The sequence below is a fragment of the Clostridium sp. AF23-6LB genome (genome assembly GCF_003461085.1).
GTDB lineage: Bacteria > Bacillota > Clostridia > Lachnospirales > Lachnospiraceae > Coprococcus > Coprococcus ammoniilyticus.
The window spans coordinates 337-17,635 of record NZ_QTWK01000006.1; the positions used below are offsets into that span (position 1 = coordinate 337).

The window sequence follows — 17,299 nt, forward strand, 5'->3', positions numbered from 1 at the left end:
CACAGAAGAGGAAGCTTTTGAAATGAATGAGACAGGAGAGGATGGTGGTATTCCTGTAAAGGTGTTAAAACCAAATGGAGATACAAGTACATATGTACCAGAGTATGATGAAGAAATTTCCGCTTTAGACAAGGGAATAGAAAACGCAAAGCAACCATATCTAGATGAAGCAAAAGAGATTGCAGATGAATATAATAGGATAATTGAAGATTCAGAAATGGAAAATGAAGATAAAATATCTTCATTAGAGATGGAAAAAAATCGTTTGACATCTTTAAAAGATCAGTGGCAAGAGGAAAGTTCAGAATGGTATGAAGAAAAAGATAGACTTCAGAAAATGAAAAGTCAACAGACTATAGATGATATGCAGGAAAATGAAAGTGTTGATATATCAAGCGATGAATTAAACTCATTTTCGGACAAGATTAAGAACTTTTGGGAAGATGATACAGAAGATAATGCATATGTGTCGGATAATACGAATAAGATACATGATATTAATAATCAGGCAAAAGATATACGATCTCCTAAATCTATAGAGGGAATGGATGCGAATGAGCCCAATGTAGATGTGTTTCCGTTAGAAAAAACGAATCAAACAATAAATAATATAGAATTGGATGATGGATCTGAACAGAAAATTTTTGATCATCCGGACAGATTATTGAATGAGTTACCTTATTCACAGGGAATTAATGAGTTTGACAAGGAGGGAACGTGTGCTTTGGCAAATCTTGGAAGTTGGCTGGAAATAGGAGGTAGTCGTAATGTTGAAAATGATATTGTAAAATATGCATCGACTCATATGGATATGTATGGTAATGCTTTATGCAGCGAAAGCGGAGGCGTTTTACCAGAAAATATACCTGTGATATGGAAACAATTTGGTGTAGACGCATATTTGGACGGATCAAAAAATTTAGAGCATATAGCGGAGGCTGTTGAAAGTGGAAAGGCTGTTTCTGTTGGAGTCAATGCAGGAAAGCTTTATGAGAGTGATAATATTGAAAATATAGATCTTAATGATTGTTATGGAGATGGTGGAGCTAATCATGCTATTGGAGTTATGAGTTGTGCCAGAGATGCTATAACAGGTAATCTCACACATTTTTATATAAACGATACAGGAAGAGATTTGGCGCGTGATGCATGCAGGAAAGTAAAAGTAGTAGATTTTTTACAGGCATTTAATGTAAAGCGTGGAGTTGCAATAATATCAAAAAAACCTATATGGTAAACGGAAGCTAAGTTCACATTTATTCTGGGAGAAGAGATTATGAAAACAATTAAAGAAATTATTGAATTGGTAAATTCGTATGGTTTGCCAATACAGATTATGGATAATGAATCGTTATCAATTCCATTTGTTGCAGAAGTGAAAGGAAAATTATATTTAACTTTTTTTGTTTATTATTTGCAAGGGGCATATGGTAATACAAAACGAAAAGTTATGGTGAGGTGTGTATATTATATAAATCCGAAAAATCTAGATGATATTTTGGAGCGTAAGGTTCTGAATAATTGTGAAGATGAGCCGGATATAAATTTATTTAACAGACACAATATACCAAAAGATGTAATAAATAATACAAATAAGTATGATTTCCTTGTTGATTTGACAGATGAGATTTTAACGAATCCTGAAAACATAAAGGAAAAGATAATTTTATATGCTGATTACTTTTGTGCATGTGTAAATAATCAGTTAAAAGCGGTTTATTGGCAGTATGGAAGAACGTATTTTGAATGGCTTAATAGTTTATTATGATTGGAGGAAATAATATGTCATTATTTGGAAGAAATCCTAATGAGGAATTTTATAACGGAGGGAAAAAGCATTGGACAGATGTAATAAAGAATAGTGGACCGGGAGAATTGTTAATATGGAGACAGCCTGAAGAAGATTTTAATACAAATTCCACATTGATTGTAATGCCTGGAGAACAGGCGATTTTTATAAAAGAAGGAAATGTTGAACAAGTATTTGATAATGGAACATATAGATTGTCTACGGAAAATTATCCATTTATAAGTAGACTCAGAAATGCTTTTTCAGGAGGAATAAGCACTTTCAATTGTGTGGTTTATTTTGTAAGAAGAGCTGATAGTCAAGAGATAATATGGGGAACAGATTCACCAATACAGGTAAGGGATAAGGTTTGGGGTGTCAGAACGGAAGCTAGAGTGCGGGGAGCATATAAGGTAAGAATTGATAATCCGGCGAAATTTCTTGAAAAACTTGTTGGAAATAACATTCAATATCAGGCTCAGGATGAATTAAAGAAATATTTTATGAATGAGTTTCAGGGAAAGATAAAGTCAGCAGTATCTAGATATTTAAATTCATTAGAGCAAGAATTAATAGGAATAGATGCGTATATAGATGAGCTATCTGAGCAAATACAACCACGCATAGATGAGATTGTTCAGGAGTATGGTCTTAAATGTATAAGTTTTTCGTTAGCAGGCTTGGATGTTGATACGTCAAAGTATGATATTATAGATGAATCTCAGATTGCAGCAATAGGAAAAGCAAATCTTGCTAGAGGAGATCGATCCTATATGGACATAATGGGAGAAGACTGGGGCAGACAGCAGGCAGCTAATATTTTAGGAGATCTTGCAAGAAATCCAGGTGCAGGTGGAGTTGGAGCAATGGGTGCAGGTATGGGCATGGGTATGGCAGCAGGTAGTGTGTTTGGAAATATGGCCAATCAGATGTTTGAACCAATGCACCGACAATCACAGCAGATGAACAATGCTGTAAATCAGCCATCAATGCGAAATAGTAGGTTTTCACCAAAAAACAGTGATCTAAATGCTGATATGGATCAAGTACAAAATTCTGATGAAGATCCTGTTGCGATATTGACTAAATTGAAGAAAATGTTAGATGCAGGATTAATTGAACCATCGGAATATGATGCTAAAAAAACGGAAATATTGAAGAGAATGTGAGGTGGTTAATAATGAATAGAAGAAACATATTGCAGATTGCTTTAAAAATGATATTTGTGGTAATTTTTAATATTTCTTTTTTTGTTATTTCAGGAATTCATCATCCTGTATCAGTGTGGATTGCATATGGTTTTATCCATTTTTCCTATGTTACATTTTTATTTGCACCAAAATTGTTGGGAGAGAAGTCTAAGTTATCTGAATTGGGGTTAAGCAATGATACAATTTCATTAACATATTTTTTAATAGTTTTTATAGAATGTCTGGTTTTTATTATATTAAAAATGAAGATATATAAATTATGTTTACTGGTAAATTTATTTATTACATCAATATATTTTATCATACTGATAGTTAATGTGTTGGCGAATGAACACACGATTACTCAAAACACGACACATGAAAAAGAATTGAATTATATCAGAGAAGGATCATCAAAACTCAGAGCTTTGCTGGATATGGGACTTGATAAAGATATTTATAAACAGGTAGAATATTTGTATGATCTTATTCACTCAAGCCCTGCTAAGTCAGATATTTCTGTATATGATTATGAGCAGAAAGTTTTAGAATTGATAAATACATTAAGCATGAATATTTTGTCTGGAAATATGAAAGACATAAATGAAACCCTATTAAATATAAAAATTAATGCAAATGAGCGAAATAGAATATTAAAGACTATGAGATAAATAAAAATATTTTACATATCATAGTCAGATTATTATTTATAATTAAGGGATGTATTTAATGATTCAAGTAGCACAAAAGGACATTACAAAAATGAATTATATTGACGCAATTGTTGTTGCAGCAAATAAAAATTTGCAGACAGGAACAGGTTTATATAAAAATATTCACCGTTGTGCTGGTGAAAGGTTATTAAAAGAATGTTGTTTATTAGGAGGTTGTAAAGAAGGAGAAGCAAAAATAACAGGTGGGTATAATTTACCATGCAGGTATATTATACATACAGTTGCACCTGTGTGGATAGATGGAAACTATGGAGAAAAAGAGTTATTAGAGCGCTGTTATATTAATTCATTAAAGTTAGCGTTAAAATATGATATACATTCAATAGCGTTTTCTGCTATACCTACAGGAAGATCTACTTATCCACCGAGTATTGCAGCGGAGATAGCCATAAAAACAGTAATGGATTTTATATACAAATATCCGGAAAAAATAGATTTGATTGAGTGGGCTATATCCGGAGAACGTATTTGTAGGGCATATAGAAAAGCGTTAAAAAATGTAAATTATCTATATGATGGATATATTTAAAAGATATTGTGAAGAATATATAGAGGAATAATATACATAGTAAAGTGTTTATGTAATAAGGATACAAAGGTCGATAGCAGTAATATACAAATATCAAATGTAAAAGAAAATACATATAGAGAAAATTATAATACGATTCAAGGTGAAGAAAGTATATGTAATTTGAAAGTTTTAAGTTCTCAAAATGGAAACAACAAAAAGGTATTATCAGAGCTTGTACTGGTAATGTCTGGCTGGCGGGTCGGTGAAGCTTTAATATGGGGAATGGAACTGTTCGTTACACATATGCAAAATTAGGAAGTAATACATATACAACTAAGAAACCGAATAAGGAAGGCTCATATGTTGTAAAAGCGACAGTAGCAGAGACTGATGAGTATTATGGTGGTGTTGCAACATGTGTGTTTACTATTTCAACAAATAAGCAGGTCCCTGAAATATCAGGTATTAAATCGGCATATACGAAAAGTCTTAATTCCAAGGCTTTTAGTCTTGGAGCAAAAACAAATGGAGATGGAAAAGTTCAATACAAATCGTCTGATAAAAATGTAGTTACTGTAAATAGCAAAGGCAAAATTACAATAAAAGGTATAGGAATTGCGAAAGTAACGGTATCAGTAAAAGAAACACAAATGTATAAAGCCGTTTCCAAACAAATTACAGTTACCGTTAAGCCTAAAAAAAATGAAAATTGTTAGCAGTTCTTCTGCAGCAAAGAGTACAGTAAATATAAAATGGAAAAAGGATAGTAGCGTTGATGGTTATGAGATTTTAGTGGCTACAGATAAAAAGTTTTCAAAGAACAAAAACAAATATACAATAAAATCTAAGAATAAAGCTACTAAAAAGATAACAAATTTAAAATCCGGAAAAAAATATTATGTAAAAATCAGAAGTTATAAAATAATTAACAAGAAGAAAATATATAGTGCATATAGTAGTGCTGAGAATTTGATAGTCAAATAGAATGCTATAGCAAGTATTGGAGAGGTCATGTTTACGAAACATGGCTTCTTTTGTGATTTATGGTTATTATAAATGATCAAATATATGCGAAATATGATATAATGTTATAATAGTAGTTGTGTATATGTTATAAAATTTAATAGGGGAGGTTTAATATGAGTAAAGTTCAAATTCTTAATCTTAAAAAAGTACAAGATATTTTAAAAAATGTGCAACTTCAAGATATCGTTTTTTGGATTGGAGCTGGAGTTGATTGTGGAGGTATAACAGGATTACCTTTAGGAATGGAATTAACAAAATTTGTTCTTCAGAAATCATGTGGTGAAAAAAATGCAAAAAGAATATTAGATATATGGAAAAATAGGAGAGATAATCTAGAAAGAATATTTGGTGAAAAGAATGCAATGGCAGAAATACCAAGATTAGAAACAATAATAGAGGCCATACGTATTTACGAGAAAAATCAAATTAAAAAATTTTCATTTATAAATGGTCTAAAATCATTTTCGAGCAATATACATGGCTACAACTATCTACATTATATTTTAGCATATTGTTTACATAACGGTTCGAATATTGTTACTACAAACTATGGAGATTTTATTGTTAGGGCATATCTTGATATGTATAAAGATGGAAAGGTTCATTTAAAAAAAGAGGGGGTATATACTTATTGTACAGATCATAATAATGCAAAAATATATCATATCCATGGGATCTCTAGTGATATTTCTACTATAGGGGCAAGTTTATCGAATGTAAAAAATAAACTTCCCGATAATTTTAAGAATAAAATAGCAGAATGGTTAGAAGATAAATATATTATTTTTCTTGGATATGGAGGGGTAGATAATCTAGATGTAAATCCATTGTTATATTCATTAAAGGGTATGGGAAGAGGAAATGCTATTTATGTGAAACACAGTAGGAGTGAAGAAAATATAGAAATTAATAATAATGAGTGTAGATTAATAGGATGTTTTGATAATGGAATAGTATGTCCATGTGATACAACAAATTTTTTAGAATTTTTTTCAAATGGAAAAACATATTCTCAGAGCATAACTAAGAAACAAGATTGGAAAAAAGAATTTATGAAATTGGGAGAGGAATATAATGAAAAAATGCAATATGCATGTCTTCTTTCGATAAGTTTTTATTTAGGAATTCCATATTGTCAAATATATGATCAAAATGATTGGTATAATATGTGCAGTTCATTGAAAAATATATCTTCTTGGTATAAACATTATTTTATTTATAGAAATGCAGTTATTGATATGGATAAAAATGTTATGCGAAAGGAAGAAAAAAAATTATTAACAGAATTTGATACTGAGTTGATGAGGAGTGATATAAATGCAGCCAATGGAAGAAATGATTTGTGTATATTGAAAATAAACATTGATGAGATATATCAGAACGTTAAATATTTGCTAAAAGATGGACAGATAATACAGTGGAATATTTCAACTAATATTAATAGACTTATTATGTATATATGTCAAAGCTATATAAATATATTATCTGAAAAACAAAGAGAAAAATTTTGGAATGACAAAAGAGTTGCAATACTTAAATGTAAAATCATTTTAGAAAAAATAATTGAGGTAGGATATAATACAGTATTAGATGTAAATCAGATAAATACAGCATATAGATCATTAGCGATATGTTATGCTCTTTTAGATGAGAATGAAAAAAGTGCATTTGAAAATTTAAATACAGCAATATTTAATTATTCTGATATATCATCAATTGATGGAATAGTAGGTGGATATATTTATAAAATATATGTGTGTATTATATATTTTATAAATAAAAAAAACACAATATATTTAAAGAAGGCTTATAAAAATTTATATGCAATCAAAGAATACGTTCATTCTATTAAAATGAAAAAATATTATTCAGTTCTTCAAAAGCTTAGTAATATATTATTATCTTTTAGTTAATGAGTATGATTAGAACTAAAGAAAGTCTTTTAATTCATGATGTTATCTATGTATAAATATAAATTTTCTAAAATAAGGGGTTGATTTTTCAAATCAAAAGGAGTATATATATTGTATCAAATAAATAGACGAAATGAACAAAGGTGTTCCAAATCATTGGGACACTTTTCTTTTTTTGTTTTATCAGAAGAAAGGAAGTACAAAATTATGATGAACAAAATTTCAGCCGTATTCGGTTCACACGTTTTCTCCGATCAGGTTATGAGAGAGCGTCTTCCAAAAGCAGTTTATAAATCCTTGAAGAACACAATCGATAAGGGCGAACCTCTTGATACATCTATTGCAGATTCTGTTGCAGCAGCAATGAAGGAATGGGCAATGGAACTTGGCGCAACACACTATACTCACTGGTTCCAGCCACTGACAGAGACAACAGCCGAGAAGCATGATTCATTCGTAAGTACAGTAGGTGATGGCGGAGTTATTCTTCAGTTCACAGGTAAAGAGCTGATCAAATCCGAGCCGGATGCTTCATCCTTCCCTTCTGGTGGACTTCGTGAGACATGCGCAGCCAGAGGATATACAGCATGGGATTGTACCTCACCGGCATTTGTAAAAACAACAGATGCAGGAACCTGTATCCTTTGTATCCCTGCAGCATTCACATCATATACAGGTGAGTCACTTGACTACAAGACACCACTTCTTCGTTCCATGGATGCGATTAGCAAGGAAGCTTTAAAGGCACTTGCATTATTTGGAAATACATCAGCAAAGAAGGTTACAGCTTCTGTTGGTCCTGAGCAGGAATACTTCCTGATCGATAAGAAGAAATTCGCCAAGAGAACAGACCTGAAGCTTTGTGGACGTACCTTATTCGGTGCGATGCCTCCAAAAGGACAGGAGCTTGACGATCAGTATTTTGCAGCAATCAAAGATAAGGTTGCATCATACATGACCGAGTTAAATGAAGAATTATGGAAATACGGTATCCTTGCTAAGACACAGCACAACGAAGTTGCACCTGCTCAGCATGAGTTAGCACCTATTTTCTCAACAACAAATATAGCAACCGATCAGAACCATCTGGTTATGGCTACTATGAAGAAGATCGCAGCAAAGCATGATCTGGAATGTGTTCTTCATGAGAAGCCATTTGCAGGTGTCAATGGTTCCGGTAAACATAACAACTGGTCAATCTCAACAGATGAGGGCGAGAACCTGATCGATCCTGGTAAACATCCGGAGACAAACCTTCAGTTCCAGTTCTTCCTTGCAGCCGTTCTTGCAGCCGTTGATAACAATGCAGAGTTGTTAAGACTGTCCGCATCATCCGCAGGAAATGACCACAGACTTGGAGCAAATGAAGCACCTCCAGCAATTATTTCGGCATTCCTTGGTGAACAGCTTGAATCCATCGTTAAGCAGATCATTGAGAAGGGTGAAGCTACAGAATCACCAAAGGGCAAGACTTATGTATCCGGTGCATCCACACTTCCTACATTTACAATGGATGCTACAGATAGAAACAGAACATCACCATTTGCATTTACAGGTAACAAATTCGAGTTCCGTATGGTAGGTTCTACACAGTCCATCGCATTCCCAATGATGGTATTAAATACGATCGTTGCAGATCAGTTAAAGAAGATGACTGACGAATTGGAAGGTGCAGAAGATTTCGAGACAGCATGTAAGGCATTGATCAGAAAGACTCTGACAGAGCATCAGAAGATCATTTTCAACGGAAATGGTTATTCAGATGAATGGATCGCAGAAGCTGAGAAACGTGGACTTCCAAATATCAAATGTATGGTAGATGCAGTTCCATATCTGGCAGCAGATAAGAGCGTTAAGATCTTTGAAGGCCTTGGCGTTATGGATAAAGCAGAGTTGTCAGCCAGAGCAGAAGTTATGCTTGAGAATTATGCAAAGAAGATCAACATTGAGGCACTCACAATGATCGAGATGTCAAATGAAGAGATCATCCCGGCAGTTATGGAATATCAGGCAGAGCTTGCAAAGGGTGCTGCTGAGATCAAAGCTCTTGGTATCGAACCAAGCGTACAGGTATCACTGTTGAATACAATCTCTGATAAGCTTGCAGAGCTGAAGACAGCAACTGTAAAACTGGAAGAGCTTGTTGCAAAAGCTGCTGATTACGAAGATGATATCGAAGCATGGGCAAAATACTATCACAACGTAGTATTTGCAGCATTTGATTCTGTAAGAACACCTGCTGACGAACTGGAAAAAGAACTTCCAAAGACAGCATGGCCATTCCCTACATACGAGCAGTTATTATTCGAGCAGTAAGATCAAATACAGTAAATGTTTATTACAACCTAAAATAGTCAAAGGGCATCTCGTTTTCTGAATCGAAGGCGGGGTGCTTTTTTACTGTGCGGATATCACAAAAGCTATGGTCGAAACCTTGTTTTTCTGGTATTATAAAAAGATGTGATGTGTAATATTGATCAAATATAAAAGAATCAGGAGTTTGATTTGAAAAACTTATATATAGCAGAAAAACCAAGTGTTGCAAGGCAGTTTGCAGATGTGCTTGGTGTAAAAGGAAATGCCGGAGCAGGTTATCTGGAATCGGAAGATTCTGTTGTGACCTGGTGTGTGGGACATCTGATCACGATGAGCTATCCGGATGCCTATGACGAGAAATTAAAAAAATGGGATCTGGCTACGATTCCTTTTATTCCGACAGAATTCAAATACGAAGTGATACCAGATGTCAGCAAGCAGTTCAAGATCGTAGCAGGGCTGTTGAACCGGGATGATGTAGGCTGTATCTATGTCTGCACCGACTCAGGACGTGAGGGAGAATATATCTACCGTCTGGTGGATCAGATGGCAAAGGTTGGAAATAAAGAGAAGCGGAGAGTCTGGATCGATTCCCAGACAGAGGAAGAGATCTTGCGTGGAATCCGGGAAGCCAAGCCGCTTTCAGAGTACGATTCGCTCAGCGATGCCGCATATCTTCGTGCAAAAGAAGATTATCTGATGGGTATTAATTTCTCCAGAGCCTTATCGTTAAAATACAGCTATGTGATAAGAAATTATCTAAAACTGGATAAATGCGTGATTGCGGTTGGACGTGTTATGACCTGTGTTCTTGGCATTATCGTGAAGCGGGAGCGGGAGATCCGTGAATTTGTAAAGACACCATTTTACCGTGTTGTTGGTACGGTAAATGTTACCGGGCAGACATTTGAGGCAGAATGGAAAGCGGTAAAGGATACACCGTATTTTAATTCACCGCTTCTGTATAAAGAAAATGGCTTCAAGCAGAAGAAGGATGCAGAAGATCTGGTGAAAAAGCTGTCGGCAAATGGAATGGAAGCCACTCTTGTTGCAAGCGAGAAGAAGAAAGAAAAGAAGGCTCCGCCAATGCTGTATAATCTTGCCGAGCTTCAGAATGACTGTTCTTCACTTTTTAAGATCAGTCCGTCCGACACCTTAAAGATCGTGCAGGAGTTATACGAGAAGAAGCTGGTGACATATCCGAGAACGGATGCCAGAGTGTTGTCAACGGCTGTGGCAAAGGAAATTTATAAGAATATATCCGGTTTGAAACGATATACACCGATGGCTGCCTATGCTGATGAGGTTCTTAACATGGGAAGCTATAAGACGATCGCAAAGACCAAGTATGTAAATGACAAACAGATCACAGACCACTATGCGATCATTCCGACCGGACAGGGCATGGGTGCGTTAAGAGGACTGTCTGAGATTGCGGCAAATGTGTATGAGATCATTTGCAGACGATTCTTAAGCATCTTTTATCCGGCAGCAGAATATCAGAAGCTTTCAATGACACTGGCAAAGCAGGATGAATTCTTATTTGCCAATTTCAAATATATGTTAAAAGAAGGTTACCTGAAGGTTGCCACGAACCGCTTTGCAAGGAAAAAGGATGATACCAAATACAGCCCGGAATTCATCGAGACGATCGGACATTTGAAAAAGGGAGATATCCTTTCACTTGACAAATTCGAGATCAAAGAGGGTGAGACATCACCTCCAAAACGGTACAATTCCGGTACGCTTATCCTGACGATGGAAAATGCCGGACAGTTTATCGAGGACGAGGAGCTTCGTGAGCAGATCAAGGGCGCAGGTATCGGAACCAGTGCGACCAGAGATGGAATCATCACCAAGCTTGTAAATAACAAATACATTGCTCTGAATAAGAAAACGCAGATTGTAACACCGACATTTCTCGGCGAGATCATTTATGATGTTGTTTATTATTCGATCAATGGACTGCTTCGGGCGGATCTGACAGCAAGCTGGGAAAAAGGCTTGTGTGGTGTCGCTGATGGTTCGATCACGAAAGAAGAATATACAGACAAGATGAACACCTTTGTGATCAAATATACAAATCTGGTAAAGGGAATCAGCAATCAGAACCAGATTACAACAGTATTTGACAGAACAAGGGTATATTATAAAAAATAACCTTGAACATAGTTGCTTAATAGAAAGAATTATCCTTTGTGGATAGATGATTGCTTTTTAGAAAAGAATTATTCTTTGCGGATAAATGATTTTTTTTAGATAAAAATTGTCCTTTGCGGGCGAATGATTGTTTTCTATTAAATTCTGAAAAAGATAGTGAGGTATAAGAAAATGAATAATGAAACAGTAAAACAGGTAACGATCAAAGAATTATATGATCTGACAGAAACAGCAGCAAAGCCATTGCTTGAAAGCGTTACATATCCGTGGGAAGCGCTTCCGAAGATCAAGGACTTTATCATTGAACTTGGAAACAGCTTAGATCCGGAAGAGTATGAGAAACGTGGTGAAAATATCTGGATTCATAAATCAGCAACTGTATTTGATTCTGCTTATATTGCAGGCCCATGTATTATTGGAAAAGATACAGAGGTCAGACAGTGTGCATTTATTCGTGGAAGTGCTTTAGTGGGAGATAACTGCGTTGTTGGTAACTCCACAGAGTTAAAGAATGTCATTATCTTTAATAATGTGCAGGTTCCACATTATAACTATGTAGGTGATTCGATCCTTGGCTTCCATTCTCATATGGGAGCAGGCAGCATTACCTCTAATGTCAAGTCAGACAAAACACTGGTGCATGTCAAAGGCGCGGACTTCGATATTGCAACCGGTATGAAGAAATTTGGTGCAATGCTTGGTGACTATGTAGAGGTTGGTTGTAACAGCGTTTTAAATCCGGGAACCGTGATCGGCTCACATTCAAACATCTACCCATTGTCCCGTGTCAGAGGCTATGTGCCATCAAACAGCATCTACAAAGACCAGAACGACATCGTAACCAAGCATTAGACGCTAGCCTTTACGTTGAGGCACAAGGACGAAGGCAGGCAGGTTGTTATATCTTTATTCCGCAAAACGCTTTCGCTCTATCCTCAACGCAGCGGTACCTAAGGCTCCCTGCATTCGCAGTTCGCCAAGTACCGGCGTGAGGAGAGGTTTGCTTCATAAAATATAACACCTACCATCCTTCTGTATTGTGTAAGCATACAAAGAAATATTTGGCTATGCGATTTATGATTGAAAGGCAGCGCAGACAAGGCTGGGAAGAATACTGGCTCAGCGCACAAAAATCTGACGTACAGAAATGTTACATAACACATCTTGGTATAGAAACACAAATCACCTGAGTAGAATGTCCTTATGTAGCAGACCTGTCCAGATGTTAGTACTTTAAGTTAAAATGGAAGATAGCATTACTATTATGACGTAAGCATTATCCGAGGCCGGTACTTAAGTTGCGTTTTTTGCAACTTTATGTACCGCTGCACGAGGATACGAGCGGAAGCGTCTTACGGAATAATATGTAATGTATCTTTCATTTTGATTCAAGGACTTATGAGAGCGTTCTGCTACATAAGGAGCATACTACTTAGGTGGTTGTACCGTATCAATAGCCAAGGCTGGAAACGGTGTTATGTCAATAAACAGATATATGCCGGATAACTGATATTGTGTAGCAAACCTGTCCGAGCGTCGGTACTTAGGCTGCGTTTTTTGCAGCCTTATGTACCGCTACGTCGAGGATAGAGTGGGAACGTTTTGCGTAACAATAGTCAGTTGTCTGGCATATATCGTTCTATTTCATTGAACCACAGCCTTGGCGAGTGCCTCTTTGATGGCGTTGATCAGCAGCATCGAGGTATACTTGGTATCGCCGGAAACAGTGAGGTCGTCAATCGATGACACATACTGCAGGTCAGTGTTGATCGCCTCTAAAGAAGACGACAGGAGCGGATACATGGTGGTGACACTTTCGTCCAGATTGGAGAGCGCAACATCCTGGATAGAATGATCATCAACCGTAACCATAACAGACAGAGTAGATTCGCCGAGCGTGATAGTTGAATCATATGTACCGGGGTTATAAGAAGGCTCCGTTGTTTCAGAAGCGGTATTCGAAGAAGCAGTTTCTGAAACGGTGGCAGGTTTTTTGAACATGATCGTCAGTATGATGATAAACAGGGCGACAAGTCCGAGAAAAATAACCGTGTATATGATTTCTTTAGATTTTAAAACGATAAGCTTTGTGGATGCCATATAAATATTCCCCTCATTTATTATTACTATATTGTATTCACAGAGAAAACAAAATATAACCAAAGAGCAGATGGTTAGTAAAACAATATTGAAGTAAATATGGCTTAGCAAAGAGAAAGCCAGAAAAAGAGTATTGCTTGACAGATGAGTGAAAGGAGACCGTTATGTCAGTTCGATTCTTACTTGGAGCATCCGGCTCAGGGAAATCCAGACAGATTTACAATGAAATCATTCAGACATCGATAAAAGAACCGGAGCGGAATTTTTATCTGATCGTGCCGGAACAGTATACGATGGAAGCACAGAGAGAACTGGTTACCATGCATCCGGCCGGAGGCATGATGAATATTGATGCGATCGGCATGAACCGGCTGGCATATCGTGTATTTGATGAACTGGGGATCAGCACCGGACAGGTGCTGGAAGACTTTGGAAAAAGTATGCTGATTAAGAAGATCTTATGTGAACAGCAGGACACCTTACAGGTATATGGAAACTATTACGACAAGCTTGGATTTGTGGATGAGATGAAATCCATGATGTCGGAGATCTTCCAGTATAATATCAAGCAGGATACGATCGATGAGATCATGGAGCAGATTCCGGAGGACAGCGTTGTTGCAGGTAAAATGCAGGATATCAGACACATTTACGAAGAATTTGAAGCATTTGCAGGTGAACGCTATATTGTGGCAGAACAGTTGGTGGAACTGTTGACCAGACATGTTGGCCAGTCTAAACTTGTGTGTGGCAGTTCGCTGTATTTTGATGGGTTTACCGGATTTACGCCGGTACAGCTTGAACTTGTTGAGAAGTTGATGACCTGTGCGGATGATCTGACCTTTTCCTTTACATTAGATGACAGAGATCAGAAATATGAGCATATAAAAGACTACGAATTATTCTATCTGACAAAGACTACGATAAAGAAATTAACAGAAGCGGCAGCAGCCGCTGGTGTGGAGATTGAGTCTCCGGTTGTTCTGCCTGGAACAATCAACTATCGTCTGGGGGAGAACCGGGAACTGTTTTTTCTGGAGCGGAATTTGTTCCGTAGTCCGTATCAGAAATGGAAGCAGCCATTGGAGCGGATCCATCTGACAGCGACAGGAGATGCACAGGACGAGATCGTATTTGTCGCATCTACGATAAGGAGGCTCGTACGGGAGGAAGGATACCGTTATAAGGATATCGCGATCGTAGCGGGAGATCTGGAACAGGCATCCCACATCTATGAACGGGTGATGGATGAATATGAGATCCCTGTATTTATCGATGCAAATGCCTGCCTGAAAGCAAATCCATGTGCGGAGACGATCCGAAGTGTACTGGCGGTTCTGGCAGATGATTTCTCCTATGACAGTGTGTTCCGGTTCTTAAAAGCGGGTATGACAGATCTGTCCTTTGAGGATATAGAGCTTCTGGAAAATTATGCATTAAAGCGTGGTGTCCGTGGCTACAGCAGATGGAACCGGGCAGTATCTGAAAACTATGAGAAGACCTCTCCGGTAAATGTAGAAGAGATCCGGAAGGCTTTTATGGAGATGTTTGGTGATATCCGTAAGGTCTTTACAGATAAAAAAGCCATCACAAAAGATTATGTGGAAGCCCTTTATGACTTTCTACTTCAGATACATATGTATGAGAAGTTAGAAGCCAGAAAGAATGAATTATATGAAGAAAACCGGATCAATGAAGGAGATGCTTATGGTCAGATCTTTGAGAAAACGGTCCGGTTATTTGATAAGATCGCGGAACTCTTAGGCGATACGAAGATGAGCGTGAAAGAGTTCTATGAGATCGTGGATACCGGACTTTCAGATATTGAAGTCGGTGTTGTACCGCCTACGGTTGACCGGGTGTTGATTGGAGATATCACAAGGTCAAGATTAAATCACATAAAGGTGTTATTCTTTACATCGGTCAATGATGGAATCGTGCCAAAAGCACCGAAAAAGGGAAGAATCCTAAGTGACAGAGACCGGGATATTTTGTCAGGCTGCGGCCTGGAGCTTGCTCCATCCGACAAACAGAACAGCTATATCGAGCAGTTTTATATCTATACGATATTGACGAAACCATCCGATCATCTGTATATATCGTATCATAAATTAAGCGCATCACTTGAAAGCATGCGTCCGTCTTATCTGCTTGGAAGGATCAGCAGTATTTTTCCATCCCTTCAGGCAGAGGAGTATGATGCTGCTTCCTGTATGCCGGATACCGTCAACCGTTCATTAAGACGGATACTCCGGACAGAGGAAGATGATAGCGAAGATGCAGAGAGCCGGATTCTGACAAGAATTTTGACGGAAAAAGGATTGGCCAGAGAATTGACAGCCATTTATAAAGGCAGAACATACAGAAACGTGGCAGAACAGCTGCCACCGGAGACGATCGCCCTGTTATATGGCAGATATCTGCATGCATCAGTATCGAAGCTTGAATTATATGCCAGATGCGGATTTGCATATTTCTTAAAATATGGTCTGCGTTTAAAAGAGCGGGAAATGTATCAGGTCGATGTCAGAAATGTCGGAGTTATCCTTCACAGTGTAATGGAAGGACTGTTTAAGCAGGTAAGAGACACCAGAAATAATGACTGGGAGAATTTTCCGGAAGATGAGAGAATGCTGATGGTCACGGAGCTTGTAAATCGTGCAGCAGAGGAATCGGCAGGAGATTTCTTTGAAGATAATGCAAGAAATGCCTACATGCTTCAGATGATCGAACGTATGGCACAGACATCCGCTGGTATGTTACAGAAGCATATAAGACTTGGCAGCATGAAGCCTGGAATGCTGGAAAAGACCTTTGATTCCGCAAAGGATGAAGTCGGTTCTTATCTGTTTGAGCTTCCAAATCAGATCCGGATGAGCATCAATGGTAAGATCGACCGTGTGGATGTGGAAGAAGAGGATGGAACGGTTTATATCAAGGTGATCGACTACAAATCATCCACCAGAAAACTCAGTCTGGAGGAAGTCCTGAATGGAGAACAGCTTCAGCTTGTGACCTATTCTGCGATTGCATATGAGATTGAAAAAATGATCTATCCCGATAAGAATATTCAGATCGCCGGTTTATTATATTACAGCTTTGATGATCCGGTGATCGAGATTGAATCTTCGGAGATTGATACCGATACAGAGCAGCCGGAATTCTCGGATCAGGAGAAATTAGACGCTGAGAGAATGGAGAAAATGAAGCTGCAGGGATTTGTCAATGAATCACCTGCCGTGATACAGAAGATGGATCATACCTGCAATCAGTCACTTCCGGTAAAACTTGATAAAAATGGTGACATCAAGAAAAGTGAGAATGTGGTATCGGCAGACCAGATCCGGACGATCATGGAATTGACAAGAGAGAATATAGAAGAACTTGGAAGTCAGATCGCAGAGGGAAAGATCGCGATCGAGCCATATAAGAATAAGAGCAATACAGGTTGTGATTATTGTGAGTTTAAGAATATCTGTCATTTTGATGTCAAGAATGGCGGAAATCAATATCGCAGACCGGATAACGAGAAGCTTAAGCGGTACAGGGAGGAGTAGCAG

At 37.3% G+C, this 17,299-nt stretch carries 13 protein-coding genes; 12 read left to right on the top strand and 1 reads right to left on the bottom strand.

All coding sequences use genetic code 11. The features are described 5' to 3' along the window. From DWY07_RS12905 to DWY07_RS12955, 11 genes are all read left to right on the top strand, one after another. On the top strand, positions 1-1,237 hold a 1,237-nt coding region (locus tag DWY07_RS12905; RefSeq protein ID WP_207660235.1), incomplete at its 5' end, for a hypothetical protein. Between the two features lie 39 nt (positions 1,238-1,276). Then, complete coding sequence (locus DWY07_RS12910; RefSeq protein WP_117808383.1) at positions 1,277-1,768, top strand: hypothetical protein; 492 nt, start codon at positions 1,277-1,279, stop codon at positions 1,766-1,768. A gap of 14 nt (positions 1,769-1,782) precedes the next feature. Beyond that, positions 1,783-2,958: an SPFH domain-containing protein gene (locus DWY07_RS12915; RefSeq protein WP_181983933.1), complete on the top strand. Its 1,176-nt coding sequence runs from the start codon at positions 1,783-1,785 to the stop codon at positions 2,956-2,958. Positions 2,959-2,969: 11 nt separating this feature from the next. Further along, the gene (locus DWY07_RS12920; protein WP_117808381.1) at positions 2,970-3,650 is read left to right on the top strand and encodes a hypothetical protein; all 681 of its coding nucleotides are present in this window, start codon (positions 2,970-2,972) and stop codon (positions 3,648-3,650) included. A 58-nt stretch (positions 3,651-3,708) separates the two neighbouring features. Next, a complete protein-coding gene (locus DWY07_RS12925; protein ID WP_242996130.1) occupies positions 3,709-4,242 on the top strand; it encodes a macro domain-containing protein in 534 nt (177 codons plus the stop codon). A gap of 257 nt (positions 4,243-4,499) precedes the next feature. Next, positions 4,500-4,940 carry a hypothetical protein gene (locus DWY07_RS12930; RefSeq protein WP_117808379.1) on the top strand — a complete coding sequence of 147 codons (441 nt, stop codon included), beginning with the start codon at positions 4,500-4,502 and terminating at the stop codon, positions 4,938-4,940. Beyond that, the gene (locus DWY07_RS12935; RefSeq protein ID WP_117808378.1) at positions 4,927-5,208 is read left to right on the top strand and encodes a fibronectin type III domain-containing protein; all 282 of its coding nucleotides are present in this window, start codon (positions 4,927-4,929) and stop codon (positions 5,206-5,208) included. Before DWY07_RS12930 ends, DWY07_RS12935 begins: the two co-directional genes overlap by 14 nt. A 155-nt stretch (positions 5,209-5,363) precedes the next feature. Further along, positions 5,364-7,163: an SIR2 family protein gene (locus tag DWY07_RS12940; RefSeq protein ID WP_117808377.1), complete on the top strand. Its 1,800-nt coding sequence runs from the start codon at positions 5,364-5,366 to the stop codon at positions 7,161-7,163. A gap of 207 nt (positions 7,164-7,370) precedes the next feature. After that, the gene (locus tag DWY07_RS12945; RefSeq protein WP_008403090.1) at positions 7,371-9,479 is read left to right on the top strand and encodes a glutamine synthetase III; all 2,109 of its coding nucleotides are present in this window, start codon (positions 7,371-7,373) and stop codon (positions 9,477-9,479) included. A gap of 189 nt (positions 9,480-9,668) precedes the next feature. After that, entirely contained in the window at positions 9,669-11,639 is a 1,971-nt protein-coding gene (locus DWY07_RS12950; RefSeq protein WP_021943206.1) for a DNA topoisomerase, read from the top strand. A gap of 171 nt (positions 11,640-11,810) precedes the next feature. Further along, positions 11,811-12,491 (top strand): UDP-N-acetylglucosamine pyrophosphorylase, encoded by a 681-nt coding sequence (locus DWY07_RS12955; protein WP_117823571.1) that lies wholly within the window; start codon positions 11,811-11,813, stop codon positions 12,489-12,491. 792 nt (positions 12,492-13,283) lie between these two features. On the opposite strand, the gene DWY07_RS12960 is transcribed toward DWY07_RS12955, so the two are convergent. Continuing rightward, positions 13,284-13,739, bottom strand: a complete 456-nt coding sequence (locus DWY07_RS12960; RefSeq protein WP_021944031.1) for a hypothetical protein — start codon at positions 13,737-13,739, stop codon at positions 13,284-13,286. A gap of 164 nt (positions 13,740-13,903) precedes the next feature. Between DWY07_RS12960 and DWY07_RS12965 the strand changes: the two genes are divergently transcribed. Next, positions 13,904-17,296: a PD-(D/E)XK nuclease family protein gene (locus DWY07_RS12965; RefSeq protein WP_117823572.1), complete on the top strand. Its 3,393-nt coding sequence runs from the start codon at positions 13,904-13,906 to the stop codon at positions 17,294-17,296. The last annotated feature ends 3 nt before the right edge of the window (positions 17,297-17,299 follow it).

Bases quoted from the DNA above. Each gene is read 5' to 3' on its own strand.
- DWY07_RS12945 (WP_008403090.1), top strand. From the start codon at position 7,371: ATGATGAACAAAATTTCAGCCGTATTCGGTTCACACGTTTTCTCCGAT.
- DWY07_RS12940 (WP_117808377.1), top strand. From the start codon at position 5,364: ATGAGTAAAGTTCAAATTCTTAATCTTAAAAAAGTACAAGATATTTTA.
- DWY07_RS12910 (WP_117808383.1), top strand. From the start codon at position 1,277: ATGAAAACAATTAAAGAAATTATTGAATTGGTAAATTCGTATGGTTTG.
- DWY07_RS12935 (WP_117808378.1), top strand. From the start codon at position 4,927: ATGAAAATTGTTAGCAGTTCTTCTGCAGCAAAGAGTACAGTAAATATA.
- DWY07_RS12915 (WP_181983933.1), top strand. From the start codon at position 1,783: ATGTCATTATTTGGAAGAAATCCTAATGAGGAATTTTATAACGGAGGG.
- DWY07_RS12920 (WP_117808381.1), top strand. From the start codon at position 2,970: ATGAATAGAAGAAACATATTGCAGATTGCTTTAAAAATGATATTTGTG.
- DWY07_RS12930 (WP_117808379.1), top strand. From the start codon at position 4,500: ATGGGGAATGGAACTGTTCGTTACACATATGCAAAATTAGGAAGTAAT.
- DWY07_RS12925 (WP_242996130.1), top strand. From the start codon at position 3,709: ATGATTCAAGTAGCACAAAAGGACATTACAAAAATGAATTATATTGAC.
- DWY07_RS12955 (WP_117823571.1), top strand. From the start codon at position 11,811: ATGAATAATGAAACAGTAAAACAGGTAACGATCAAAGAATTATATGAT.
- DWY07_RS12965 (WP_117823572.1), top strand. From the start codon at position 13,904: ATGTCAGTTCGATTCTTACTTGGAGCATCCGGCTCAGGGAAATCCAGA.
- DWY07_RS12960 (WP_021944031.1), bottom strand. From the start codon at position 13,739: ATGGCATCCACAAAGCTTATCGTTTTAAAATCTAAAGAAATCATATAC.